Annotated in this window: 31 protein-coding genes and 6 pseudogenes; 19 read left to right on the forward strand and 18 right to left on the reverse strand. The window is 44.1% G+C overall.

Going from position 1 to position 22,132, the window contains the following annotated elements:
- Nucleotides 1-14: 14 nt before the first annotated feature.
- Nucleotides 15-230, reverse strand: a complete 216-nt coding sequence (locus DXE31_RS11410; protein ID WP_231969432.1) for a hypothetical protein — start codon at nt 228-230, stop codon at nt 15-17.
- Nucleotides 231-493: 263 nt separating this feature from the next.
- Between DXE31_RS11410 and DXE31_RS06780 the strand changes: the two genes are divergently transcribed.
- Both DXE31_RS06780 and cls read left to right on the forward strand, forming a co-directional pair.
- Complete coding sequence (locus DXE31_RS06780) at nt 494-1,249, forward strand: endonuclease/exonuclease/phosphatase family protein (RefSeq protein WP_231969433.1); 756 nt, start codon at nt 494-496, stop codon at nt 1,247-1,249.
- A 5-nt stretch (nt 1,250-1,254) separates the two neighbouring features.
- The gene (gene cls / locus DXE31_RS06785) at nt 1,255-2,721 is read left to right on the forward strand and encodes a cardiolipin synthase (protein ID WP_415078095.1); all 1,467 of its coding nucleotides are present in this window, start codon (nt 1,255-1,257) and stop codon (nt 2,719-2,721) included.
- Between the two features lie 84 nt (nt 2,722-2,805).
- Here the strand turns inward: cls and DXE31_RS06790 are convergent.
- Nucleotides 2,806-3,806: pseudogene (locus DXE31_RS06790) on the reverse strand (acyl-CoA dehydrogenase family protein); the annotation flags it as partial.
- 203 nt (nt 3,807-4,009) lie between these two features.
- Between DXE31_RS06790 and DXE31_RS06795 the strand changes: the two are divergent.
- Nucleotides 4,010-4,513 (forward strand): YqaA family protein, encoded by a 504-nt coding sequence (locus DXE31_RS06795; protein WP_114698280.1) that lies wholly within the window; start codon nt 4,010-4,012, stop codon nt 4,511-4,513.
- 30 nt (nt 4,514-4,543) lie between these two features.
- Here DXE31_RS06795 and DXE31_RS12100 read toward each other — a convergent pair whose 3' ends face one another.
- The 9 genes from DXE31_RS12100 to DXE31_RS06825 all read right to left on the reverse strand — a co-directional run bounded on the left by DXE31_RS12100 (nt 4,544) and on the right by DXE31_RS06825 (nt 9,145).
- Nucleotides 4,544-4,891, reverse strand: a complete 348-nt coding sequence (locus tag DXE31_RS12100) for an ATP-binding cassette domain-containing protein (RefSeq protein ID WP_269460591.1) — start codon at nt 4,889-4,891, stop codon at nt 4,544-4,546.
- Nucleotides 4,892-4,914: 23 nt separating this feature from the next.
- Entirely contained in the window at nt 4,915-5,217 is a 303-nt protein-coding gene (locus tag DXE31_RS12105; protein ID WP_269460592.1) for an ATP-binding cassette domain-containing protein, read from the reverse strand.
- A gap of 15 nt (nt 5,218-5,232) precedes the next feature.
- A complete protein-coding gene (locus DXE31_RS11415; RefSeq protein WP_231969434.1) occupies nt 5,233-5,469 on the reverse strand; it encodes an ATP-binding cassette domain-containing protein in 237 nt (78 codons plus the stop codon).
- Nucleotides 5,463-5,750 carry an ATP-binding cassette domain-containing protein gene (locus DXE31_RS12110; RefSeq protein ID WP_269460593.1) on the reverse strand — a complete coding sequence of 96 codons (288 nt, stop codon included), beginning with the start codon at nt 5,748-5,750 and terminating at the stop codon, nt 5,463-5,465. The genes DXE31_RS11415 and DXE31_RS12110 overlap by 7 nt, the downstream gene beginning before the upstream one ends.
- A gap of 19 nt (nt 5,751-5,769) precedes the next feature.
- A complete protein-coding gene (locus tag DXE31_RS12115; RefSeq protein WP_269460594.1) occupies nt 5,770-5,976 on the reverse strand; it encodes an ATP-binding cassette domain-containing protein in 207 nt (68 codons plus the stop codon).
- A gap of 124 nt (nt 5,977-6,100) precedes the next feature.
- A complete protein-coding gene (locus DXE31_RS06810; RefSeq protein WP_231969435.1) occupies nt 6,101-6,850 on the reverse strand; it encodes a branched-chain amino acid ABC transporter permease in 750 nt (249 codons plus the stop codon).
- A 76-nt stretch (nt 6,851-6,926) separates the two neighbouring features.
- On the reverse strand, nt 6,927-7,250 hold the full coding sequence (locus DXE31_RS06815; RefSeq protein WP_197712176.1) for an ABC transporter permease subunit: 324 nt from the start codon (nt 7,248-7,250) through the stop codon (nt 6,927-6,929).
- Between the two features lie 292 nt (nt 7,251-7,542).
- On the reverse strand, nt 7,543-7,971 hold the full coding sequence (locus DXE31_RS06820; RefSeq protein WP_114698281.1) for a Rossmann-fold NAD(P)-binding domain-containing protein: 429 nt from the start codon (nt 7,969-7,971) through the stop codon (nt 7,543-7,545).
- A 481-nt stretch (nt 7,972-8,452) separates the two neighbouring features.
- A complete protein-coding gene (locus DXE31_RS06825) occupies nt 8,453-9,145 on the reverse strand; it encodes a TetR/AcrR family transcriptional regulator (protein ID WP_114698282.1) in 693 nt (230 codons plus the stop codon).
- Between the two features lie 290 nt (nt 9,146-9,435).
- On the opposite strand from DXE31_RS06825, the gene DXE31_RS12910 reads away from it, so the two are divergent.
- From DXE31_RS12910 to DXE31_RS11445, 11 genes and pseudogenes are all read left to right on the forward strand, one after another.
- Entirely contained in the window at nt 9,436-9,759 is a 324-nt protein-coding gene (locus tag DXE31_RS12910) for an FAD binding domain-containing protein (RefSeq protein WP_415077859.1), read from the forward strand.
- Nucleotides 9,738-9,980, forward strand: a complete 243-nt coding sequence (locus DXE31_RS12915; RefSeq protein WP_162785561.1) for an FAD binding domain-containing protein — start codon at nt 9,738-9,740, stop codon at nt 9,978-9,980. The genes DXE31_RS12910 and DXE31_RS12915 overlap by 22 nt, the downstream gene beginning before the upstream one ends.
- Nucleotides 9,981-10,129: 149 nt before the next feature.
- Nucleotides 10,130-10,462 (forward strand): (2Fe-2S)-binding protein, encoded by a 333-nt coding sequence (locus tag DXE31_RS11420; protein WP_231969436.1) that lies wholly within the window; start codon nt 10,130-10,132, stop codon nt 10,460-10,462.
- Nucleotides 10,453-10,662, forward strand: coding sequence for a 2Fe-2S iron-sulfur cluster-binding protein (locus tag DXE31_RS11425; protein WP_231969437.1), 210 nt, complete (start codon nt 10,453-10,455; stop codon nt 10,660-10,662). Before DXE31_RS11420 ends, DXE31_RS11425 begins: the two co-directional genes overlap by 10 nt.
- Nucleotides 10,659-11,039: a hypothetical protein gene (locus DXE31_RS11430; protein ID WP_231969438.1), complete on the forward strand. Its 381-nt coding sequence runs from the start codon at nt 10,659-10,661 to the stop codon at nt 11,037-11,039. Before DXE31_RS11425 ends, DXE31_RS11430 begins: the two co-directional genes overlap by 4 nt.
- Nucleotides 11,040-11,084: 45 nt before the next feature.
- Nucleotides 11,085-11,321: a molybdopterin cofactor-binding domain-containing protein gene (locus DXE31_RS11435; protein ID WP_231969439.1), complete on the forward strand. Its 237-nt coding sequence runs from the start codon at nt 11,085-11,087 to the stop codon at nt 11,319-11,321.
- Nucleotides 11,322-11,362: 41 nt separating this feature from the next.
- Nucleotides 11,363-11,575, forward strand: coding sequence for a hypothetical protein (locus DXE31_RS12120; protein WP_269460595.1), 213 nt, complete (start codon nt 11,363-11,365; stop codon nt 11,573-11,575).
- Nucleotides 11,576-11,742: 167 nt separating this feature from the next.
- Nucleotides 11,743-12,078, forward strand: coding sequence for a molybdopterin cofactor-binding domain-containing protein (locus DXE31_RS12130; RefSeq protein WP_269460597.1), 336 nt, complete (start codon nt 11,743-11,745; stop codon nt 12,076-12,078).
- Nucleotides 12,079-12,530: 452 nt separating this feature from the next.
- Nucleotides 12,531-12,951, forward strand: a pseudogene (locus DXE31_RS06850) (SDR family NAD(P)-dependent oxidoreductase); the annotation flags it as partial.
- A gap of 117 nt (nt 12,952-13,068) precedes the next feature.
- A complete protein-coding gene (locus DXE31_RS06855) occupies nt 13,069-13,647 on the forward strand; it encodes a superoxide dismutase (protein ID WP_114698285.1) in 579 nt (192 codons plus the stop codon).
- A 28-nt stretch (nt 13,648-13,675) separates the two neighbouring features.
- Nucleotides 13,676-14,035 carry a hypothetical protein gene (locus DXE31_RS11445; protein WP_231969440.1) on the forward strand — a complete coding sequence of 120 codons (360 nt, stop codon included), beginning with the start codon at nt 13,676-13,678 and terminating at the stop codon, nt 14,033-14,035.
- A gap of 324 nt (nt 14,036-14,359) precedes the next feature.
- Here DXE31_RS11445 and DXE31_RS06865 read toward each other — a convergent pair whose 3' ends face one another.
- The 3 genes from DXE31_RS06865 to DXE31_RS06875 all read right to left on the reverse strand — a co-directional run bounded on the left by DXE31_RS06865 (nt 14,360) and on the right by DXE31_RS06875 (nt 16,086).
- The gene (locus DXE31_RS06865; protein ID WP_114698286.1) at nt 14,360-15,529 is read right to left on the reverse strand and encodes an NAD(P)/FAD-dependent oxidoreductase; all 1,170 of its coding nucleotides are present in this window, start codon (nt 15,527-15,529) and stop codon (nt 14,360-14,362) included.
- Nucleotides 15,530-15,583: 54 nt separating this feature from the next.
- Entirely contained in the window at nt 15,584-15,751 is a 168-nt protein-coding gene (locus DXE31_RS06870; protein WP_114698287.1) for a rubredoxin, read from the reverse strand.
- Nucleotides 15,752-15,813: 62 nt separating this feature from the next.
- Complete coding sequence (locus DXE31_RS06875) at nt 15,814-16,086, reverse strand: ferritin family protein (RefSeq protein ID WP_231969441.1); 273 nt, start codon at nt 16,084-16,086, stop codon at nt 15,814-15,816.
- Here DXE31_RS06875 and DXE31_RS06880 point away from each other — a divergent pair.
- Nucleotides 16,077-16,361 carry a ferritin family protein gene (locus DXE31_RS06880; RefSeq protein ID WP_231969442.1) on the forward strand — a complete coding sequence of 95 codons (285 nt, stop codon included), beginning with the start codon at nt 16,077-16,079 and terminating at the stop codon, nt 16,359-16,361. The genes DXE31_RS06875 and DXE31_RS06880 overlap by 10 nt on opposite strands.
- Here the strand turns inward: DXE31_RS06880 and DXE31_RS06885 are convergent.
- On the reverse strand, nt 16,305-16,583 hold the full coding sequence (locus tag DXE31_RS06885) for a ferritin family protein (RefSeq protein WP_331852003.1): 279 nt from the start codon (nt 16,581-16,583) through the stop codon (nt 16,305-16,307). The genes DXE31_RS06880 and DXE31_RS06885 overlap by 57 nt on opposite strands.
- Before the next feature lie 99 nt (nt 16,584-16,682).
- Here DXE31_RS06885 and DXE31_RS06890 point away from each other — a divergent pair, with 99 nt between their 5' ends.
- Both DXE31_RS06890 and DXE31_RS11450 read left to right on the forward strand, forming a co-directional pair.
- Nucleotides 16,683-17,588 (forward strand): hydrogen peroxide-inducible genes activator, encoded by a 906-nt coding sequence (locus tag DXE31_RS06890; protein WP_114698288.1) that lies wholly within the window; start codon nt 16,683-16,685, stop codon nt 17,586-17,588.
- Nucleotides 17,589-17,712: 124 nt separating this feature from the next.
- A pseudogene (locus DXE31_RS11450) lies at nt 17,713-18,108 on the forward strand (oxidoreductase).
- 321 nt (nt 18,109-18,429) lie between these two features.
- On the opposite strand, the gene DXE31_RS06900 reads toward DXE31_RS11450, so the two are convergent.
- Both DXE31_RS06900 and DXE31_RS12920 read right to left on the reverse strand, forming a co-directional pair.
- The gene (locus DXE31_RS06900; protein WP_114698289.1) at nt 18,430-18,891 is read right to left on the reverse strand and encodes a hypothetical protein; all 462 of its coding nucleotides are present in this window, start codon (nt 18,889-18,891) and stop codon (nt 18,430-18,432) included.
- A gap of 3 nt (nt 18,892-18,894) precedes the next feature.
- Nucleotides 18,895-20,084 (reverse strand): annotated as a pseudogene (locus DXE31_RS12920) (alpha-hydroxy acid oxidase).
- A 256-nt stretch (nt 20,085-20,340) separates the two neighbouring features.
- Between DXE31_RS12920 and DXE31_RS10410 the strand changes: the two are divergent.
- Together DXE31_RS10410 and DXE31_RS11455 are read left to right on the forward strand one after the other, a co-directional pair.
- Nucleotides 20,341-20,718 carry an EamA family transporter gene (locus DXE31_RS10410; RefSeq protein WP_462803953.1) on the forward strand — a complete coding sequence of 126 codons (378 nt, stop codon included), beginning with the start codon at nt 20,341-20,343 and terminating at the stop codon, nt 20,716-20,718.
- A 141-nt stretch (nt 20,719-20,859) separates the two neighbouring features.
- Nucleotides 20,860-21,336, forward strand: a pseudogene (locus tag DXE31_RS11455) (alanine--glyoxylate aminotransferase family protein); the annotation flags it as partial.
- A 119-nt stretch (nt 21,337-21,455) separates the two neighbouring features.
- On the opposite strand, the pseudogene DXE31_RS06925 reads toward DXE31_RS11455, so the two are convergent.
- A pseudogene (locus DXE31_RS06925) lies at nt 21,456-22,070 on the reverse strand (FABP family protein); the annotation flags it as partial.
- Nucleotides 22,071-22,132 lie beyond the last annotated feature (62 nt).

Below are 22,132 nucleotides of genomic sequence, written 5' to 3' on the forward strand. Positions count from 1 at the left end.
CAAGACTCCAATGATCACGGTGGGGACCCCATAAGGGTATTGAGGGTGACAATAACAGTCTTTTTGCCGGCAAATTGCTCGGTAGCCAGTAAAGCGCCAATAGAAAGCCCCAGAATAGCTCCAATGAGAAGAGCGATAAGGCTGACCTGGAATGAAACCAGGACGATCCCGAGAACTGCTGCATCTAAATGGGATAGTAGGGATAGGGCGTCTTGAAAAGCTTTTAACATGTGCTCGATTCTATCAAGGCAATGGCAGAATGGCTGTAATGAGACTAATTTACCTATTTTTGATCTATGGCTGAAGTAGTTTGCCTCTGTAATGAGGTTTTCGATGTAGATCTGCGTGAATATTTGGATTTTCACCCACTCAATTCGATTGAGGGGTTGCATGAGCAAGCTTCGATATGCAATAAATGTATGCAATGCCAAGATTTGGTGGAAGGTGAAATTTATTTGGCATGGGTAAGGCATCAGCGTGCAGCGGGGGAATCTTGACAAACCTAGGTACTTCCGCTCGTTTTACGGTATTGAGTATGAATGTGCATAAGGGTTTATCACCCCTACTTCGACACTCAACGATTTATCAGCTGCGCCAAAAAATGCGCAGTCATTATCCTGACCTACTTTTTTTACAAGAATTGCAGCAGGAGCATCGTGGCAGAGTTCAGCGTTTTGGGCAATGGCCTCTTGCTGAGCTTACCCACTTTCTTTCTGAAGATTTTTGGCGTGATTGGCATTATGGAAAAAACGCTGAATATCGTGATGGACATCACGGCAATGCCATTTTGTCAACGCATCCTCAGCAAAAAGGAAATAACTACGATATCTCTGCCTATCGATTTGAGAATCGAGGGTTATTGCACAGCATTACAAAATTGGGAGGTATGGATAAGTCTATTCATTGTTTTTGCGTCCATCTGGCGCTTTTTGAACGTGGGCGAGAGCAACAGTTAGAGGCAATCATTGGCCGCATTCAAGATTTAACTCAAGGTGGACCCACAATTGTGGCGGGGGACTTTAATGATTGGCGTAACCGCGTGAGTGCGCCAATGAAATCTGCTGGTTTTGATGAGGTCTTCGAAGTGCTTACTGGTTCTCCGGCCAAAACCTTCCCTAGCGTTAAGCCTATTCTGCCAATGGATAGGATTTATGTGCGTGGACTTAAAATTCATTCTGCAACAATTTTGCATGAATGGTTAAAGTTGTCTGACCATCTTGGTATTACCGCTGAACTGGAAATCTTATGAATTTGATGGCGTTTATTTTCGGATCCCTTTTTGGGTTCTCGTTAATATGGGTACCGATTATCCATATCGTCATCGTGCTCTTATTTGGTATTCACTTGATCTCAGTGAGAAGGCAGGTAGCGGTTGCATTTTCTTGGTTTTTGATTGTGATTCTGATTCCGATTGGCGGAGTTGCTCTATATATTTTGATCGGCGAGCGGTCCGTTGGACGTAAGTTGACGTGCAAAATCATTCGCATGAATCGTGAATACGAGAAAATTACAGAAACGATGCGTCAGCAATTTGCGCCTGATAGACAGAAGTTGCCGGTTGATGGAAGGGCTTTAAGTTTGTTAGCCGAATCCAAAAATGGTTCCCCAGTAGTGGCTGGCAATAAAATTGAGCTTTATACGGATTCCCTCAAAATTCTCCAAAATTTTATAGACGAAATTAATCAGGCCAAAAACAGTCTGCATCTAGAGTTTTATATTTGGGCTTTGGGCGGAGACGCTGACCGAGTTGGCGAGGCTTTAATCGCTGCTGCAAAGCGTGGCGTTAAATGCCGAGTTTTGTTGGATTCCTTAGGCAGTAAGGATTGGCTTAAATCTCAATGGCCGGCACGTTTTCGTAGTGCAGGCATCAAGGTTGCTGAAGCGCTACCGATTCAAATTAGACGATTTCAATTTAGACGTGCCGATTTGAGGCTCCATCGAAAAATTTTTGTGATTGATGGAGCCATAGTTTGGACAGGCAGCATGAACTTGGTCGATCCACGTACATTTAAGCAAGATTCAGGGGTCGGTGAGTGGGTCGATGCAATGGTTCGTATTGAAGGGCCAGTGGCGGCTCAATTTGAATTGACATTTTCCTTTGACTGGAGTGTTGATGACCCCAGTATCACCAGTTTTAAAGATCACGAACCTCCTATTTCTTCTCGTGAGGGGGGTGTATTGGCCCAAGAGTTTGCCTCGGGGCCGGTTTATCGAGACGATATCCTTTATCAGGTTTTGCTCTCTGCCATTATGGACGCCCGAGAAGAGCTTACGATTACTACGCCATATTTTGGCCCCGATGATGGTTTGATTCAGGCTCTGATGGCAGCAGCTGCAAGAGGGGTGCGGGTAACGCTGATCGTGCCCAAACTCAATGATTCAACCTTAGTCGCTTGGAGTAGCAAAAGTTTCTATGAAGATTTGATGAACTCAAGGGTCAAAATTGCTGAGTTTCATGGAGGACTGCTACATACGAAGAGTCTCTTGATTGATAAACGGATTGCCATTTTCGGATCCGTAAATTTTGATCAGCGTAGCTTGCGCCTCAATTTTGAAATCAGCCTCATTGTTTACAACGTCGATTTCTGTGCGAAGCTCAATAAGTTAATTGAGTCTTACTTAGCGCAGTCCGATTACGTTGATCCTAAAGTATGGGCAAAGAGACCGGTTTGGCGGCGCTATCTCGAGAATGCGGCTCATCTGACATCTCCGCTACTTTAGATAGCTCCACTCGCACGCATATTAACTATTTCGGTATCTGCCATCCCGCTTTCTTTAAGAACAGACATTGGCTGACTCCTAAAATGCTTGGGCTGCCAAAGATTTAGCCATATTGGCTTCTGTGGCCCACAGGGCTGGTGATTATCAAATAGTTCGCCACCAGGCTTTAAAGCGCATGAGATTGGCTGCCTCAGTTTCGATATAACTATCCGCAATCGGAAATTGAATACCTTGCTTCTTACCAATCAGACGATCAAACACAACACGATTATTGGCATAGCGTCGAGCGCGATCAATAAACCAATATGCATCACCAATACATTCGGCGGCAATTAGCACACGCTCTGCATTAAGGCCATCCAGAATATATTTAAAACCGTGCCCTTCAGTACCAATTAAGTTTTCAGCAGGAATCTCAAGATTATCAAAAAACACCTCGTTCGTTTCGTGATTCACCATGTTTGCAATAGGTCTGACTGCCATTCCCTTGCCAATCGCATCAGCAAGATTCACGATAAAAATCGACATACCCTCTGATTTACGTTGTACTTCATTAATCGGAGTGGTACGTGCTAGCAAAATCATCAGGTCTGAGTGCTAGATGCGCGAGATCCATACTTTTTGACCATTGACCACATACTTGTCACCCTTTTTTACAGCCATAGTCTTGAGTTTGGTAGTGTCCGTTCTAGTAGTGGGCTCTGTAACTGCCATACTTTGCAGTCTGAGTTCGCCAGTAGCAATTTTCGGAAGATACATCTTTTTCAGAGCTTCTGCACCATGGCGTAATAGGGTGCCCATGTTATACATTTGTCCATGGCATGAACCAGAGAATTACCACCTGAAAAATTAATTGCCTCCATCATCACAGAGGCTTCAGCTAAGCCTAAACCAGAGCCACCATATTCTTCCGGAATGAGAGCGGCTAACCAGCCAGCTTTGGTCATTGCATCTACAAATGCCTCTGGATAGGCGCGCTCATGATCTATTTTTTGCCAATAAGCTGAATCAAAGGAGCCGCATAAATCACGTAAAGCTTCACGCATTTCTTGATATTGGTCCGGCTTGGGCATGCGGTGGCTCATGTAAGTCTCAAATTTTCTTTTAAATATAGTTGTGGATTACTCAAACAGATAGTTTAAGCAAGATTTGACAATCTTGGATCATCTTGAAAACAAGGCAAAATAGGCCACATGAGACCTCACTATCAGGAGCTTTTTGCTATAAATCTGCGCTATTGGCAGTGGGTTATTTGCCCTGTTGCATCTAGTTTGAAACTAGGGTTCTAATGGAAAGTATCTTCGAGCATTTATTTGCCTGGTTCGAAATGCCTTCGGTTGGTCTGCCAGCAGTCTTTATTAGCGCTTTTATTTCCGCAACCCTAATACCAGCCGGATCTGAGCCCATCCTATTTGGCTACATCACCTTGAATCCTCACTTATTCTGGGTGGCCGTGATGGTGGCTACAGTAGGTAATACTATGGGTGGAATGGTCGATTGGTGGCTTGGTTTAGTTGCGCGCAATAGCTTTAAGTCGATGGACGAGCCTCGGAATAGTCGTCTAAAGCGTTGGCTTGAAAGTTGGGGCCCCAAGATCCTGCTGCTTTCTTGGTTGCCTGGAGTTGGAGACCCTTTATGTCTGGCGGCAGGTTGGTTGCAGCTTCCGTGGAAGCTTTGCCTGATTTACATATTTATTGGCAAGCTCATCCGCTTCATCATGATTACCTGGCTATTGATGCTAGTACCTGAGAGCTTTTGGGATCAATTAGGCCACTGGTTGCATTTAATTTAAACCGCACAATACTTTTGTTGGATTTCGTCATTATTTAAAAGATTCTGAGCGGTATCGTGAAACACAATCTCGCCTTGATCCAATATTGTATGCTCGATCAGAAATCTTTAGAGTCTGTTGAACGTTTTGCTCTACCAATAATATGGTTAAGCCTTGTGGTTTTAACTTTGCAAACAACTCAAACATTTCATCAACCAAGACTGGCATGATGCCTTCAGAGGGCTCATCAAGCAAAATCACCTTAGGCTTCTTACCGATCATCGCCTTGGCAATCGTTAGCATTTGCTGCTCACCCCCAGACATCGAGTTACCATCCTGATGTAAGCGCTCTTTAAGTCGTGGGAAAGTTTCGGCAATTGCATCAACTAGAGCAGCCATGTCGCCTCTATTTTTCTTGGAGATTACCCCCCAAGCTCAAGATTTTCCTTGACAGTTAATCTAGGGACAATCCTTCTATCCTCGGTAACATAGGCTAACTCCAGATGAAAACGTTCATGCGCAGGCAGGTCTAAAAATGAAGTGCCATCGCTATCAGCTTTACCTTGACGCTTAGATAGAAAATCCATCAAAGAGCGTAAGGTAGTGGTCTTGCCTGCTCTGTTACGACCCATTAAGGTAACAATCTCGCTCTTATTCACTTCTAGGGAAAGTCCTTGCAGGACGTGACTGCGGTCATACCAAGCGTTTAAATTTTCTACACGCAATATATTTACTGTCTTTTAACTTTGCTCAAGGTGCACACGGTGGACCTCGGCATTATTTTGGATTTCTTCTGGTGTGCCTTCAGCTAGAAACTCGCCATGGTGTAAAACAATAATGTGCTTGTATAAGCCTATTATTAATTTCATCTTATGTTCTACCAAAATTACTGTACGTTCACGAGCGAGCGTTCGTATAAGCTCCATCATCACTAAAGTTGCTTCTGGGGACATACCTGCAGTAGGTTCATCTAACAAGAGCAAGCTAAGGCCATGGCAATTTTAAGTGCACGTTGCTGTCCATGGGCTAGATCGCCCGTTTTTTTGTTACGCAAGTGCCCTAGATTAACCCGCTCTAATAATTGAGCGGCGATTTCGATCGGCTTCGGGTAATTTTGCGCATTGCGAAGGAAGTTGTAACGCACAGTTTCCATTTGCGCCGCGACACGAACATTTTCGTAGACACTAAGTTGTTTAAAGATATTAGTAATCTGAAAGCTTTTGGAGATTCCAATACGCGCAAATTCATGTTGTTGCATCCCCGTAATGTCTTTGCCATTAAAGAGTATTTGACCGCTTGATGGGGGGAGCCCCACTCAAGACATTGAAGAAGGTGCTTTTGCCAGCACCATTAGGGCCAATAATTGCAGTCAGTGTTTCTGGCGTGAAACTGGTTGACACATCATTGATGGTTTTGAACTTGCCAAAGGTCTTGCTGACATTGCGTGCTTCGAGAATAGGAGTGGTCGATGTGCTATTCATCATTTTCTATCCTGATTAATTTGTAGCTTACTCAGAATGGTTACCCAGATTCCCTTGGGGAAGAACAATACAAAGAACATAAAGACTAAGCCGACAACAGCCATCCAGTGCGTGGTAAAGGTAGTGACTACGTCTTCCCAAATAGAGCATGACTGCGGCGCCAATAAAAGGGCCAAAGAAGGTGCCAGGCACGAAGGGATCCAGCCAACCCACAGATTGCAGCTGATAGTACAAATACCAACAGCTTAGTGCGTGCTACATCAAATCCGCAGGCTGCAGCACGTTTTTCATTCTCACGCATGGCTTCCATTACTGCACCTAAAGGTGAGTGAAGAATACGTGAAATTAACCAAATGGCGATCACCACAAAAAAGAGAATGACGTAATACTTTGTCAGGGGATTTAAAAAATCTACTGGTCTACCTAGAATCTTGAAATTCTCAACTCGGACACCACGCAAACCATTTGCTCCACCAGTGAGGCTTTCGGCCTTATAAAAGATGCAATACACAATTTGATCGAGTGCGAGGGTCACCATTGAGAAATAAATTCCGCGAGTACGGATTGCCAGGTCGCCCATGATGAGGCCTCCAATAGTAGCGCCAATAATATCTGCCAAAATAGCCCTTCCCCAGGGCATACCGTAGTAAACGATTCCAATACCGGTGAGATAGCTGCCGATGCCCAAAAATGCAGCGTGTCCAAAAGAGAGGAGACCCATGTAGCCAAATAGCAAGTTAAAGCCCATAGCGAATAAACCAAAAATCAAGATATTGATCGCTAATGCCTCATACGGTATGATGAATGGAAAGATTGCCAAGAACGGCGTACTGGCTAGTACACGATGACGTGCAATAAGTTGGCAAAAAGAATTCATATTTATGTGGAGCCTTAGCGCATCGCTCCCGCTTTACCAAATAAACCTTGTGGACGAATTAGCAACACCACCGCCATCAAAAAAAGGAGAGCTCTGCTAGATCGGGGAAGAAGAGGGAGGTCATGCTATAAATTACTCCGACTAGTAAGCCGGCAATAGCTGCGCCTACTGGAGAGCCCATTCCACCAACCACAGTAACTACAAAAGATTCCGCCAAAATTGGAATGCCCATCTCGGGATTGACCGATCGTGTAGATGAGGCAAGAATTCCAGATAGACCTGCAATAGCACAACCCAAGCCAAAAACTAAAAACCATACCTTGGTGATATCGACGCCCAATACTGTGACAACCTCTTGATCGGCCGCGCCAGCCTTAATAATCAGACCATAACGAGTCATCTGTCAAAAGACTTGCTAACTCTTCATTCTCAGAATGAGGGGCGATACCAAACAAAGTTATAGCGCCGTTTGCCTGGGCGTGTGTCGTTGTCAGAGGCTGCTACAGGTTAACCTAACATTTGTTCCCTATTGGGCAGGCAAAAGCCAAAGCGGTTAAAAAGGGTTTCAAGAGTGTGATTAGACAAACAAGCTTCATCACATATGCCACGCCAAGCGATGTAGCCAGTATATTCGGGCTGAATCTGCGGGGTAACTGGTGACCTTACTGCTGAGCGAATTCCATCAGATGCGATTAGCAGTTCAGCTTCATAATGGCTGCCATCTTCACATAAGACTTGAACTGCGACCTTATTTTGACTAACAGTTTTAACTGTCTTGTCTTGTCTTGTACGTAGCGTTGACTTGGAAAACTCTCTTTGAGCATGTGAGAGAGGCGACTCCATGAGGTCGGCGCCTGAGGCAATTCGATTTCTCCAAGACTTTGACCATCCGCCCCCAAAGTCACTCTTTTTGTAACGGCTACACCCAGTGTTTCATCAGCAGTTACACCGGCGGCTCGCAAGGCTTGTGCCAAGGAATCGTGCGTCACTATGCCGGCTCCGCGGCCATCAAGTGAGCCGGTAGCTTTTTCTAGCAGGGTTATGTCATGTTCCTGGCGCAGCAAAATGTTAGCTATAAATAAGCCGCCGAGAGATCCGCCGATGACGAGGATTTTTGCCATTCAAGAATCCTATGCTGCCTTGGCATCCAGGGCGGCTTTTTCTGATACTGGATAGTTCGGTTCAATGACGATGCCATTAGGATCATCTAAAAATATTTGATGAAGTCCTATTACCGGCACAGTGCGCTCGCGATAAGAAACTTTGAACGTTTTGAATAAAGCAATTTTTTCTTCTAAACCCGTTACAAAAAAAGCAATGTGATCAACAGCGCCTGAACCATGAAGTGCACTTGGGTCACGCTCCCCTAAATATTTTTTAGCCCGTTTGGATCATTCTTATCTATAGCAATGAGGTGTCATACAGCATTGGCCCAGCTCCCATCATCGCCGTTATAAAGCCAGACTCCAGAGAAAGGAAACTTTTGTCTTGGTCTGATTGTTAAGCCAAGGAGCTTGCTATAACACTCAGTGGTTTTTTCAATTTCGAGACTGCGAATAGAAAAGTGATTCAGGCTGAGGTTAGACATGATGACCTTATGAATTATGCAAAGAGAGATTTGGCGGATTGAAGGTATGACTGTACACGATCGCGAATGATTTCTTGTTCTGTATTAGGACTTTCAGCAGCATAAATAGCCTGACCATAGATCCAGCGTCGCCTACCAATATAGAAAACGCCGCCATGTAAGCCCATTAAAAATTCAAGCTCGCGCTGAGTGGGTTTGGATGTGTTTGCTCTGCCGCAATACTTACGTGTTTCGCGAATGAGTTTTGGCAATAAGCGCGTACGCAAAAGTTCAAAGAAGCGATCGCTGATAGAGTGATCGCTCAAGCCGGAGAAAATTAAGATGCGTACAAAGTTATAAGTTAGGACTGTGTTTGAGTAATCTAAATAGAATGCATTTAGTTTGTCTTCGGGCGTCAGGGATTCATCATCAAGCAACTCTTCCCATTCGGGTTTCCAGCGAGATTCAAATACTTCTTTATAGACCTCTTGAATCAAGGCATCTTTTGTTGGGAAGTAGTGATAAAGCAGGGTATGGGTGATGCTCAGTTCTTTTGATAAATTTCTTAATTGACCATCAATGCCATTTCTGGCAAAAAATTGAATAGCGCTGTCTAAAATTTGTCGTTTTCGTTCTGCAGTGCCCATTCGTTTTCTAGTGGGCGTAATTTCTCCCGCTGAAATTTCAGCTTTAATTGGACTAGAAACGTTTTCTTCAGTAAAACGCATGGGTTCTCAGGGTTTATCCAAATGTGGACAGAGGAGGTTCATGCCAAGGTTATGTTCAAAATTGGGCCGGTAAGGGCACGCTTTGCTGGGAAATTGCTGCTGAGCGACATCATTCCAGAAGATCGCTGATGACCTTTTTCAAAGGTTCGCCAAGGAATTAGGCGGGGAGACGGTAGCGTTGGAATCGGACGCTGGTGATAAATAAAAATCAGGCTATAAACTGCACAGTTAGAGAAGAAAAATTTTATAAAAGTAAAAAATAAAAGCTGAAGAAGCTTAATAAATTAGTGGTGGAAGAGGCGCTCTCTTTACTTCAAGATAGCTGGCGAGGATGCTCGTTTAATCGCAGGTGGTCAAACTTTACTAGTAACATTAAACATGCTCCATTGCTTAAGGCCGCCGCCCCTCACATTGCGCATCGCGCGATTTGTAATCTTGGTACTTGGGGTGGTTCGTTGGCTTATGGAGATCCAACCGCTGAATGGCCTGCCTGTAGTTTGACATTGCGTGCGACCATGATTATTCAGGGGCCAGCTGGCGCGAGCGCCGTATTTCTGCAAATGATTTTTTCATCGACCTGTACACCACTTCCTTGGAGCCAGATGAAATTTTAGTCGCCACAGAGATCCCACTTGCAAGCAAGGATGAGGCCCTCTATTTTCATGAGCTTGCCAGACGTCATGGAGATTACGCTGTTGCAGGGCTTGCAGCGGTTGCAAGAAAACAGGGCGATCTTCTCACCAACTGCGCATTTACTTTTTTCTCGGTGGGTGCGACACCAGTGATGACAACAGAGGCCCAAATAATTGCGGCTGGTAAAAAAATTAAACGATGAGCTTATTGCGCAAGCTGTTTCTGCTGCGCGGAATGAAATTGAAGCTATCACTGATATCACCAAGAGTGCTGAGGCAAAACAACATCTCTTAAACACATGATTGCCTGAAGCTGAATCAAAAAATATCAGCAGAAAGCTTGGAGATCAGAATGACTTTGAAGAAAAAAATTTCGATGACTGTGAATGGTCAGCTAGTAAATGCAGAGATTGAGCCACGTAGACACCTAGTGGACTACTTGCGTGAGGACTTGCATTTGAAGGGGGCTCATTTGGGTTGTGAGCAGGGCGCATGTGGTGCCTGTGTAAAGGAGGTCGATGGCCAAATCATTTGTGGATGCCTCTTCTTGACTGTACAGGCTGATGGTAGCGTAGTTGAGACAGTTGAGGGTCTTAAAAAAATGGCGTTTTCACTGCTCTGTAAGAGTCAGTCATGCGTCACAACGCGATGCAGTGTGGATTTTGCTCTTCTGGAATGCTATTAGCAGCAGCCGAATTGATTGAAAAGCAACCAAAGGCAACGCGTGAAGAAGTGCGCGAATGGATTTTCGGTAATTACTGTCGTTGCACAGACTATCACTCAATAGTGGATGCCATTGTGGATGTGCTAGATACCCGCGCAAAGGGTCAAAAAATTAAATCAGTCGTTACGCACGCTGAAGGTATTAAGGAAAACGCAATATGAATAAGCTAAGTGATTGGAATGGGAGAGTCTTAGACTCTGTAACTAACGATCAGCGTTACATCGGCCATAGTGAACCAAGACATGGTGCTCGTCGTCTGCTAGAGGGTCAGGGAACTTACATCGACGATATTCAACTGCCGCGCATGGGGCATGTCGTTTTTTTTTGGCGCTCTCCAGTGGCTCACATAAAGATCGGAAAAATTCACGCTGAACAAGCGAGCAAGATGCCAGGAGTACTGGCGATTGTTGACGGTATTCAAATGGCTACAATCTGTAAGCCTTGGGTAGCAACTTTAGGGCACTTGGCTGGTATGAAATCCGCTCTTCAGCATGCTTTGGCAATTGATCGTGCTTGCTCTGGCAAGGTGAACCGGTAGTAGCGGTAGTAGCAGAAACTAGAGCTCAAGCACCGCGTTGCCAAATTGCCGATTACAAACCCAGACGATCGTCGCTTGACTGTCTATCATTCTCAACAAGCTCCACACATGATGCAGGATTTGTATTGTCGTCAGTTTGGGCTCTCAGAATCCGATGTTCATGTGATTTGTAAAGACGTTGGCGGACCATATAAGCATCAGGGCTATCGCTCGCACCTAAATGTGGTATTTCAAAACAAAACTCCAACCTGTCAGTATCTGGAATTTCTGGCATCAAGTTAGAAGTTTTATCGCATGAGCAGTGCTTACGCACCATTGAAAAAATGATGGACTATCCTGCATTGCATAAAGAGCAAGCTGAATTACGTAAGCAGGGTATTTACCGCGGCATAGGCTTTGCAACATTAATTGAATTGACTAATCCGAGTCCCGCCTTCTATGGTGTGGGTGCCGCGCGTATTGCCTCCCAGGATGGTGCGATCATGCGCATGGATCATAGTTGTTGGAGTTGTTTCTGTTTTGGTCGGCGTGGGTGAGCAAGGGCAATGTGCTGAAGGCATCTACACTCAAATCGCTGCCGATGCTGTGGGCGTTCCAATAGATCAGGTACGCATCTCGTCACAGGTGATACTGATGTCACTCCTTATGGAGGTGGTACTTATAGGCATCACGTGGAGCAGGTGTAGGTGGTGCAGCAGTCCTCTTGGCTGCTCAAGCTTTGCAAGAAAATAGTTTGAAGTTGGCAGGCGCAATTTTGAATCGTCCCGTTACAGAATTGATTGCTCGTCGTGGTTATATTCTTGATAAGGCAACCGGAGAGCAGTTACTGCCCTTTAGTGAGGTCGGTAGAGTGGGTTACTTCCGCATAGATACTCTCCCAGTCGGTTTCTCTGCTGATTTAATGGTCGCTCGTCATTACTCTCAAAAAGAGTATCTATGTATCTTTACCAATGCAGTACAGGCTTCTTACGTCGAGGTAGATCCTGATACCGGTTTTGTAAAGCTTTTAAAGCATTGGGCGGTTGAAGATTGTGGCTGAGTGATTAATCCCATGTTGGTTCGAGGAGTGCCTCTATGATGAAAGTGGCTTGCTTCGAAACGCTAGTATGGCTGACTATTTAGTTCCGATGGCTAATGAGATGCCTGACATTGAAGTAGCTCACACGTTGAGACGCCAACCCACTCATCCAAATTAGGCGCAAAAGGAGCGGGCGAGGCAGGGAACTGCAGGTGCTCTTGGCGCAGTCTAAAATGCAATTAATGACGCCCTTGCGCCATTTAATGTCAACGTCTTTGATCAGCCGATTACTTGTGAAAAGATTCTTCGCGCCCTAAAGAAAATCTAATTCAATCTGGTTTCTAGATTGTTCTAGCCCATCCGCTTGCATTTTTTGCACGGGGTGGGCTCACTCTTTCATGTAACATCGAGTTTTCGAGGTTTATCAGCATGATAAGGCCTCTTGGTTAATGTAATACGGTAGGGAGATGTCCATATTAAAAGGTAAAACAGCCCTAGTAACTGGCTCAACTAGTGGTATTGGTTTTTAGGTATGGCCATCGCCTTGTCTAAGCAGGGTGCCAATATTATGGTCAATGGTTTTGGTGAGAAAGAGGAAGTGATTGCCAAAATCAAAGCCTGTGGAGTAGCGGTTGATTATCACGGTACAGATATGAGTAAGCCTGCTGAGATTGAAGATCTGATCAGGCAAGCTGAAAAACGAGTTGGTTCCCTGTGGATATATTCGTAAATAACGCAGGCATTCAATACACCGCCAATATTGAAGATTTTCCGACTGATAAATGGGATGCTATCATCGCTATTAATTTAAGCTCTGCTTTTCACACAACACACCATGCTTTACCTGGAATATGGATGGTGGCTGGACAGCACAATATTCAGCCTAGCGCTGAATCACATACTGGCGAGTGGGTTTGCCGGCATTCATGGCCCAAACAAAAACGTCAGAATAGTCTATAGTTATCCAAAAATAAGCTCTATTTTTTCTTAATCACATTAAAAGGAATACAAATGGAACACACCTTGCCTCAGTTACCATATGCACTTGACGCACTTACTCCCTTCATCTCTAAGGAAACTCTTGAGTATCACTATGGAAAGCATCATCAGATTTATGTCACTAATTTGAACAATTTAATTAAAGGCACTGAGTTTGAAAATGCATCTCTTGAGGATATCGTCAAAAAATCTGCAGGCGGTGTTTTTAATAATGCTGCTCAAGTTTGGAACCATACTTTTTATTGGATGGGAATGAAACCAAATGGCGGCGGTGCACCTACTGGCCCATTGGCAGATGCCATTAATGCTAAATGGGGTGCCTTTGATAAATTCAAGGAAGAGTTTACAAAGTGTGCAGTTGGAACTTTTGGTTCTGGTTGGGCATGGTTGGTTAAAAAGTCTGATGGCAGTCTCGATCTTGTTTCAAGCAGCAATGCAACAACTCCATTGACTACCGATGCCAAACCATTACTCACTTGCGATGTCTGGGAACACGCTTACTATATTGATACCCGTAACGCTCGTCCAAAATACTTAGAAAATTTCTGGAATCTAGTAAATTGGGATTTTGCAAGTCAAAATTTTGCTTAATTACTTACTTGATCTTTAGGAAAGCGACATGTCTTCTATATTGACCTCTTTGGGGTGTACGGTTTTAGCTGGATTTGTCCTTCTAGTCCTAATTATTTTTGCTTTTGGTGGGAGCTTTGGTAATCATGAACTCCCATTTGTGTTTCGATGGTTGCATGTTATGTTTGGTGTGATGTGGATTGGTTTGCTTTGGTATTTCAACTTTGTGCAAACTCCTTCTATGCCTAAGATTCCCGATGAGCAAAAACCAGCAATTGGTAAAGTGATTGCTCCAACAGCAATATTGTGGTTTCGTTATGCAGCATTACTTACAGTGGGCACTGGTTTCATTGTTGCTGGCTTGCATGGTTATTTGCATCAAGCCTTCACTTTGCAAGCGCCTTTTTGAGCTATTGGATTGGGAATGTGGATTGCTGTAATCATGGCAATTAACGTGTAGTTCATTATTTGGTCAAATCAAAAACGTGCTCTGGGTATCGTTCCCGTTGAGCCTGATGTGAAAGCAAAATCTGCTCGCGTTGCGATGTTGACCTCACGCTTAAACACGATCTTATCTATCCCAATGTTGGGCCTGACGGTTGCACAATTACACAACACCACCTGGGCTGTAATTATTTCTTAGTCGAAGTTTGCTGTTTAAAGAAAAGGCCCGAATTGCGGGCCTTTTGATTTCATCGACCTAGACTAATGATTGGTTGCTAGTATGAATCAATTAAGCAAGGATGGCTGGAACTTCTTTAGTGAGCGCGCCTCGCTGTGAGGTTGCAGCGCCCATTAAGGCAAAGCCTAGTAATTGACCATCTGCAGACTCAAACCGAGCTTCAATGCCGCCTTCAATTGGAATACTAGTCCATGCGCCTTCGGCACCTTTTGCAGGAGGAGATACCACGGTTGCTAGGGCTGGTGTTTTGACCATGACTGGCATTGCAGGATATGTCAATGTTGTAGCTTGACCAATCAATGTTGGCGCTAGAGCTCTAGCCGCTTGCATAATGGGCATCACATAGGGAAGCACTAGGCCATCCACTTCAGCGCAGTCACCTATAGCAAAGATATTCTGAATATTAGTTTCAAGTTGACGATCCACTTGAATGCCTGCACCAACATTTATTCCTGAAGCCTTGGCTAACTCAATGCGGGGTTTTAACCCTACTGCGGATAAAAAGACATCGCAATTGATCGTATTGCCATTCGCTAAGCTTACTTGTAGTGCATCGCCCTGATGATCCATCGATTGAACTGTGGTTGAAAGGTGCCAACGTACACCCGCAGTGCTTAATTTATCTTGGAGCTCCAGTGCGGCAGCCTCAGGCAATAAACGACCGAGCGCTTGCGGAGCAAGCTCAATCACATCAACCTCATAGCCGTCTAGCACGAGATCATTGGCAAATTCACAGCCGATTAGTCCGGCACCTAAAATAGCCACCTTCCTTTTTTCGGCAATCGCTTGACGAAAGTGACTATAGTCCTCTAAGTCATTCACGGTGATAACTGCATCTGCAGCATTACCACCCAAGGGCAGGCGAATTTGCTCTGCTCCCAAGGCCAAAACAAGCTTTCCGTAAGGCACTTCACCTTGCTTAGTTTGAATAGTGTGAGCTTGCGGATTGATCGAACTGACATCGCAATTACCCAAGATGGTCATCTCGAGTTGAGTCGCCATTCCATCGACTGGAATGGAAATTAATTGCGCAGCCTCTTTTTTGCTAGCTAGCGCAGTAGAGAGCATCGGTTTGGAGTAAAAATAACCAGGCTCTCGTGTCACCAAAGTAATTGGCACCAACTTATCTAGTTTACGAATTTCGCGTACGACGGTATAGCCAGCCAATCCGCTGCCAATAATGACAATAGTGGATTGGGGTTGTGGGATAGATTGATCCAAGACTTGACTCTCTAAATCGCGAATGTATAAAGGGTAAAAAACGCTAAATCGGTCTTAGCTTATTTGAACTATCTCAAAGTTTGCTTTTGCGACGCCACAGTCAGGACATTCCCAGTTTTCTGGCACGTCTGCCCAAACTGGCCCTGGAGCAATCCCATCTTCAGGGATCCCTTTAGCCTCATCATGGATATAGCCACATACGATACATTGCCAAGTTTTCATTTTGATTCCTTAATTGATTTTCTGAATTTTAAATTTAATTTTTAACGATTACCGTACTACTCTTATTGAGTTACAAAATTCTTTGCTTTTTCCAAAGCTTGTTTATAGTGATTTGCATGACGCTCTTCGACATTGACTAAGGCTGCAAAACGCTTTGCTAACACTGCTTGAAATTGCTCAGCATGCTCCTTTGATTCTGCAATCTGCTCATCAATTTCTTGCATTGCAGCGCTATTGCCCTCTTCAACAGCAGTTTTACGAAACGAAGGGTACATTTCAGTGTATTCATAAGTCTCCCCTTCAATTGCAATCTCCAAAGCACGTGTTGGAGTCATTGTATTGGGGCAATGATGAATTCCGTCATGGTGAGGCATTTGCGCTATTAATGCGTTCAAACCCAGACTTACTCAGTGGTGTGAATCGTTTATGGATTCGCTTTTTCCTGATTGCAGTGTATGCAACGATGTATGTACGCGATCATTCAAGGCCCGAATTTCATAAGGCACCTGGTGTTTCGCCCACAGACTATGATCGCCAAGTTCTTAAAATTACCTCAGATATTTCTAAGCAAGTATTTCCATTTACTATTAGCTGGGTAGAGCAAATTTAAGTGGCCGAAAGCATGCAGTATTTCTTGATCAGCCGTAGCCTCAAATATTTTTGCAGTTTCCTCGTCGCCAGCAGCACGGGCTAATTTTGCAAAGTAGCGATACTTAATGTGAGCGATCAATTCACCAGCAAAGGCCGATTCTAAGTTTTGAATAGTTTTGATTGCTGGACGTGTCATTTTGATGCCTTTCTTAATTGAATTCAGTTTGTTGAGTCTTTTCATCGATTTCTCAACTATGGATGTAGTTTGCGCCCAATTTAATTATCAGTCCAATAAATCATTATGATACTATTTATCTAATAAATCGATAAAAGAGGGGAAGTGGCCTACTTATCATCATTAAGACAACTGAGGTATTTTGTAGTCTTGGCCAAAGAGCTTAATTTCACTAGAGCAGCTCAAGCTTGCTTCGTAGGGCAATCGACATTGAGTGCTGGCCTGAAGGAGTTAGAGGATGCTCTTGGCATCCATTTAGTCGAGCGAGATCGTCAAAATGTTTCTATTACTCCAGTTGGAGTAGAAGTTCTCAAACGTGCGAAATTGATTTTGGCTGCATCTGAAGATTTGGTCGAGTATGCGGGTACGACTGGTAAGCCAATGACAGCAACCATTCGCCTTGGCGTCATTCCAACTATTGCTCCATTTTTATTGCCTACTGTGTTGCCAGAAATTCGGACACGCTTTCCGGATCTCAAAATTACTCTTCGAGAGAACTTGACTGCAAACCTTCTATCTAGATTAGCTGAGCACAGATTAGATTTTGCTTTGATTGCTCTGCCATATGATGTGAGCGGATTATTAGTACAAGAATTATTCGATGATCCGTTCTGGTTAGTTGCAAAGGAGGGTGATCCAGCATTGAATGGAAAAGAGGTGACCTTACCAGCCAAGATGGCTGAACGACTCCTATTACTGGAAGAGGGGCATTGTTTACGAGAGCATAGTTTACAAGCTTGTAAACGCGCCGATATACTTAAGGCCGAAGGCTTGGAGGCTACCAGCCTACTAACCTTATTGCAGATGGTCGAGTCAGGACTGGGTATTGCACTGCTGCCCGGAATGGCAGTTAATAGCAGTCTTTTAAATCACTCTCAATTGGTCGCTAAGGAGTTAGCAACCCCGGCCCCTAAAAGAATTATTGCACTGGTAGCGCGCCAATCCACCGCACATACCAAAGAGTTCAATGCATTAGCCGACTGTATCCGCGAACAATTTGCTGCTACTTAGCTATGTAAATTGCTCAATCAGCAACATTCATTAATCCTTGTTACAGTCATTCACCTTCATCATTAATTATTAAAAAGGCAGCAAAAAATGTCCGGAAAAGAAATTATGTTCACCCTAGTTAATCTTGGGTCTATCAAACTGTTCACACTCTTCATCACATCCAGAGCAGGGCGCTCCTGAAGCGCCTTCTGCCATTCCTGCGGCAAGTCAAACGTATGGTGCAGATTGGAAATTGCATGACTACGAGATACCGACAGCAATGAGTAAGAAAGATATTACTCGCTTGCTTAAAGAGCAAGAGACAGCTGTACATAATGCCAAAATAGCAGGCTTTGATGGGATTGAAATTCATGCTGCAAATGGATATTTATTGGATTAGTTCTTGCAAGATAAAACCAATCAACGTACCGATGAGTATGGAGGTACTGCCGAACATCGTCTTCGCCTCTTGGGGGAAGTTATTAAGTCAGTTAGCAAAGTATTTGCGAGCGATAAGATTGGAGTACGCCTTTCTCCTTAGGCACATTCAATGACATTGGTGATAGTGATCTAGCTGCATTGTTTACTGCGGCGATAGATAAATTGAATGCCTACAAATTAGCGTATATACATATGATCGAGAGCCCCGGACTACCAGTGCTGGGGGTGGCGATTAAGTGAATCTAGATGCGCCAATCACATCGGAACTCTTTCGAGCTGCATTCCAACGGAAGTTCATTACCGCTGGTGGCTATGACCAAGCATCAGTTCCCATGCAGCAATGGGAATACGATTCCACCAAGCCGCCTGAACATATCCTTGGGAATTAATGACATCATCTACACTGGAGGCAACTAGCGCGTTAATAGCGGTAGTTTGTGCACGCACGGTTGGGCAGTATTTCATTCCAAAGGGTCATTTGTATTTGATCTGTTTTGTTGCGAATTTCTTGTATTTTTGCTGGACTCTGCCTTGCATAAAACAAGATTTGTTGATCAATGTATTGAATGGGAAGATCCTTTGTCGCTGCAGCCGCATTCGGAGGTAGTAGATCGGCCCTTAAATATTCTGTGCCAATCGCATTTGCTTCGCTCTCTTCAAGTACCTCGCGCTGATCATGTCGATCGATTGCTATTGAAAATGTAAAGCCAATAATTAAAGCCAGCAAAGTTAATGTGGCAGTTTGGATCACTCCTAAATCCTCAGATATCTCAGTATCTTTGGTACGGTTTTTTCTTAAAACAGCATGACCAAACCAAACAGCAAAGGCAACTATGAGGAATGAAATTCCAAAGACTGCAAGAGGATAGTTCAGTAGATGCAAAATTTAAAAGGTTCCTGGATATAAGATATCTTTAGTCACGTTTTGAATATCGCGATGACCAGTAAATGCCATAGTGATATCCAACTCATTGTGAATAATTTCTAAACACTTAGTTACACCCGCTTCGCCCATTGCTCCCAAGCCATACAAGAATGGTCGTCCGATCATAGTGCCACGCGTACCTTATCAGGGTATCTGGTGGTTTTATGGGAATGAACCCCAAGGTGATGCAAAAATCTTATTTCAAAATATGATTCGCGCTTTAGGTTTAGTCAAAAATGAATGGATGTGGAAGGGTGCCTCTAAGTCTTTATCTCAGATGGGCATTCCAGAATTACCAGTTGTAGCAGTTGCTTTTGGTGGCTCTGTCGCACAAAAAATCACCGGAGAGAAGGATCCTTTGACAGAACTGCGCCAAACGGTCTTAGCTCTCATTGCTAATGCATCTGCACCAGAGTTCGCAGCTAAGCGTGCATCACCTTCATCAAGGATTCCCTTGATGATGAGTTTTCCACCCCAAAGCTTTTTGATCCACTCAACATCTCCCCAATTGAGGCTTGGATCAAATTGCTCGGCAGTCTAGGATGAAAGCGAGGACATATTGTCCACTCCAGTTGCATGGCCAATAATATTACGGAAAGTTCTTCGAGGCGTCATTGCCATTCCCATGCACCAGCGTGGCTTAGTTGCCATATTGATCATATATGCAATAGTCAGTTTTGGAGGGGCTGAGAGACCATTCTTCAGGTCCTTACGGCGTTGTCCGAGAATTTGTAAATCTAAAGTGAGGACAAGGGCAGAGCACTTAGCAGCTTTAGCACGCTCAATTGGGCGTTCAATAAAGCCACGATCTTTCATGACATATAGCTGAAACCAAAATGGTTTGGTAGTACGTTCAGCCACATCCTCAATTGAACAAATACTCATAGTGGAGCGGCAAAACGGTATGCCGAATTTTTCTGCAGCTTAAGCTGCCAAAATTTCACCATCAGCATGCTGCATACCAGTTAAGCCAGTGGGGGCGAGCGCAAAACTGGCATGGCAACTTCTTCGCCAACCATCGTCGTTTTTGTGGTGCGATTAGTCATATTAGCCGCAACACGCTGACGTAATTTAATCTTCTGAAAATCGGATTCATTGGCGCAGTATGCCGATTCAGTCCATGAGCCAGAATCGGCATAGTCGTAGAACATCTTGGGGGTACGTTTTTGGTGGAGGACCCGCAAGTCTTCTATATTGGTGCTATTTGGATAAATCAAAATTTGATAAAAGCGTGATGTATGCTCTATCTTAGCAATACCAGGGATTTGCTTCTACAAGCATGGAGTATCCCTTGTTTGGGACCCCAATTACTACCTCCAACGACTTCCCTTACAAGCATGTACATACACCAATTGAATTTCGCAGCCATTACTTCTTTGCTCACTGCGACTGCTTTGTGGGCAGGCAATATGCAATTGCGGGTCGCGTCTTGGTGGGGAGCATCTCCCCAATTACTTTAAGTTTTGTTCGTTGGGGTCTTGCTGCCTTGTTGTTGCTTCCTTTAGGGTAGGCAGCTACAACGTGCTGCTCTATCTTGCGCTTCAAACCTCCACTGCCATTAATGTCAGATTGATTGGCGTAAGTATGCCAATCTGGATGTTGTTGATTGGAGGGGCTTTGTATCAGGTTAAGCCGAACATTCTGCAGATGGTTGGTGCCGTTGTTAGTCTACTGGATGTTAGAATTGTTTTATCATGTGGTGATTTGGTGGCCTTGTTATTTATGGAGATGGTAGTAGGCGATCTTCTAAGCCACAATTTGTCCGTGGCATTGCATTTGCCATGATCGTTGTCCGTATAGGAATTTCCTCAAAGACAGCCAAAATAAGGGGTTAAAGCCTCAAAAAAAGCCTTAAATCGGTATCATTCATGGTTCACCATAGCAATCCCTAGGAAATTACTATGCCAGGCTTGCTTCCCAATGTTGATTAAGAAAGAAAAGCCAGCGGTTGTATTCGCTCTGCGCGTTGAGACCTCAACGCTGCTGGCATCATCCTTCCGGATGACTACCTTAAAGCAGTTGGTGAGGCAGTGCGTTCTGTGAATGGCTTGTTCGTATTAGATTGCATTGCTTCTGGCGCACAATGTGGGTTGATATGAAGGCTTGCAAGGTTGATGTGTTGATGACTGCACCACAAAAAACGGGTGGTGTAGTTCGCCCTGCTGCGCATTGATCGCTCTTGGCGAGCGCGCACGTGAACGTATCGATGCTACTTAAAGCAGTAGCTTCTCGATGGATCTCAAAAAGTGGCTACAGATTATGGAGGCCTACGAAAAGAGTGGCCATGTGTATCACATTACTATGCCCACCGATGCATTGAAGATTCTGCGTAACGTAATGAAAGAAACCCAATCTCTCGGATTGGCAGCGTTAACAGATAAGCAAGTAGAGCTAGGTACAAAGTAATCTATTGGTATCTCAAGGTTATCACTCTGTATTAAATAAGGACCATCAATGATGGCCCTTATCGCATCTACTGAAAATAAATTCCTATTGACTACATCATCTCGCAAGAGGATTGTGGGTGTTGCCTCTCCGATCTTATGAAGCGTGTTGTTGTCTACATGATGAAAAATCTGAGCCTGATCTTTGATTTTCATAACGGTATCTTGCTCATAGGACCAGGTCTCATCTGAATGCATGGATACCTTGATGCGGAATTCAACTATCCTAAATGCATAATTGAAGAAGGGGATGGAGGATATGCCAGCGCAGCGATCATCTTCTTTTGCAAATAGCTCAAACTCTTTGGCATCAGGTTTGGCAAAACCGCTAGCCATACTGATCATCCCTCTAGGAATTGTCAGGGTATGAATAACACTCTTAGTCGCCGGCTCCCAGAGCCAATATCCTACCTGGTCGTGATACGTTTTGACTTAATCTGGCTTGGTGATATGGTTGTGATATCTCAAGCCATAAAGTAATTGAGGACCATTCGTTTGTGGGTCAATTGATTGAAGTTCAATGCGCTCAACGTAAGCCTGCTTTTTCTCGGCCCTTCCGCTTTTTGGCTTAACGTCTAAGCCTCTTATACCTTCGCAAATGCCGGCCATTCCAGTAAGAGGTCCAAGCGGCTCCAGAGTATTGACTGAATAATCTTGAGGCTCAGTAAAAATATCCTTCGGAAAATGATTCATAGCCAACCTTTTAAAATGAAGCATTAATTTCATATTGTTGAGTATTATCAAATAATCCACAA

Source organism: Polynucleobacter necessarius, from assembly GCF_900095185.1.
In the GTDB taxonomy this organism is placed as follows: Bacteria; Pseudomonadota; Gammaproteobacteria; order Burkholderiales; family Burkholderiaceae; genus Polynucleobacter.